Below are 1,774 nucleotides of genomic sequence, written 5' to 3'. Positions count from 1 at the left end.
CGCAGGTTGGCTTCCAGCAGATGGTTTTTCGCGCGGTCGCCGTCGCGGCAGATCCACATCATGTCGCGGCGCTGGGCGGCGGGCAGCTTGTCGCCGCGCTCGGCCATCTCGGCCATCAGCTGCGTGGCGTACAGGCCGGCCTCGATCCGCTTCGCCAGCTCGACCTCTTCCTCGGCGTTGAGCAGCGCCACCTTGCCGATCTGCTTGAGGTAGGCCCGAACCGAGTCTGCCGACGCGGTGAGTTCGGCGTCCTTGCGCGCCTGACGCAGCGCCTCGGACTCGTCTTCGTCCCAGACGAAATCGCCGGAGGCCTTGTCCTTCTCGGAGGGCTCGGCGATCTCCTCGTCCTCGTCGGTGGCGGCCGCGCCGGCCGGGACGACCGGGGCGGTTCCCTCTTCCTCGCTGTCGTCCGAGTCGGCCGGCTCGACTTCGGCGTCCTCGCCCTCGGCGGCAACGTCGTCTTCCAGGTCGTCCAGGCTCAGGTCGGCGTCGATCTCGAGATCCTCGCCCGGCTCCGCGTCGAGCTCCGCGTCGTCGAGGTCTTCGGCGACCTCCAGTTCCGCGTCGGCATCCGCCGGGGCGGCCTTGGCGGCTTTGGTCCCACGGCCCGACGGGGCCTTGGCGGCGCGAGTCTTCTTCTCGGCGCCGGCGTCGCCCTCGGATTTGCCGGTGGGGGCCGGCGCCTTGGCGGCGCGTTTGGCGGGGGCGGTGCCGTTGGCGGCCTTGGCCGCCGGGCGCTTGGCGGGGGAGGACGGAGACTTAGTGGCGGTCCGTTTCACCGGCGCGTCGGTTGCCGGGCTGGCCTTGGTCGGTGCCACTTACACCCCTTCGTTTGGGCTCACCTTCGGTGGGTAATGGGCATGGTGAACCGAAAGTGTCTGCTATGTCGATGTCGGCGTTGGATCAGCGTTCGTGTTTGCACGCTATCGTTCGGGCGGTCGCCGATGACCATTGTAACGACAGCGAGCGGTCGAACGGCTCTGCCGGGGAAAATCAGTGGGTCACGTCGGAGGTGGAGGCCATCGCCGCGCCGACTATCCCGGCCGTGTTGAGCAGGGCCGCAGCCACCACCGGGGTCCGGTTCTCGAGCAGCGGTAGCCACTTGTCGGCCTTGCGGCTGATGCCGCCGCCGGCGATGAACAGGTCCGGCCACACCGCGTTCTCGATGGCCACCAGCACCCGGGTGACCTGCGCGGCCCACTTCTCGTAGCTCCAGTTGTTCTTCTCTTTGACCGACGACGCCGCCCGCAGCTCGGCTTCTTTGCCGCCGACTTCCAGGTGCCCGAACTCGGTGTTGGGTATCAGCGTGCCGTTGTGGATGACCGCGGAGCCGATCCCGGTGCCGAACGTCAGCAAGACGACCAGGCCGGACTGGTTTCTGCCCGCCCCGTAGTGCTCCTCGGCCAGCCCCGCGGCGTCGGCGTCGTTGAGCACCGTGACGTCCTGCCCGTCCAGCTCGGCGCTGATGATGTCACGCGCGTTGGTGCCGATCCACGACTTGTCGACGTTGGCGGCCGTCTGGACGACGCCGTGGGTGACCACCCCGGGATAGGTCACGCCGAGCGGGCCGGTCCAGCCGAACGCGTTGACCACCTCGGCGATGGTCTTTGCGACCGCCTCCGGCGTCGCCGGCTGCGGGGTCAACAGCTTGACCCGTTCGCCGATCAACTGTCCGGTGTCCATGTCGACGATGCCGCCCTTGATGCCGCTGCCGCCGACGTCGATGCCGAATCCCCGACGCTGTGGTGTGCCGACGGCGGCGCCGGCGCCGGGC

General features: G+C 69.1%; 2 protein-coding genes. Both read right to left on the bottom strand.

Translation table 11 applies throughout. The features are described from left to right. Positions 1-818, bottom strand: an 818-nt coding sequence (locus A9X04_RS02105; RefSeq protein WP_304442381.1) for a sigma-70 factor domain-containing protein, incomplete at its 3' end; no start/stop codon positions are given. A gap of 175 nt (positions 819-993) precedes the next feature. Then, on the bottom strand, positions 994-1,725 hold the full coding sequence (ppgK, locus tag A9X04_RS02100; RefSeq protein WP_067917274.1) for a polyphosphate--glucose phosphotransferase: 732 nt from the start codon (positions 1,723-1,725) through the stop codon (positions 994-996). Positions 1,726-1,774 lie beyond the last annotated feature (49 nt).

The organism is Mycobacterium sp. E3247, from assembly GCF_001667785.1.
Classification (GTDB): Bacteria; Actinomycetota; Actinomycetes; order Mycobacteriales; family Mycobacteriaceae; genus Mycobacterium.
The sequence above is the reverse complement of the archived record's forward strand: the minus strand, read 5'-3'. Positions and strand labels throughout refer to the sequence as shown.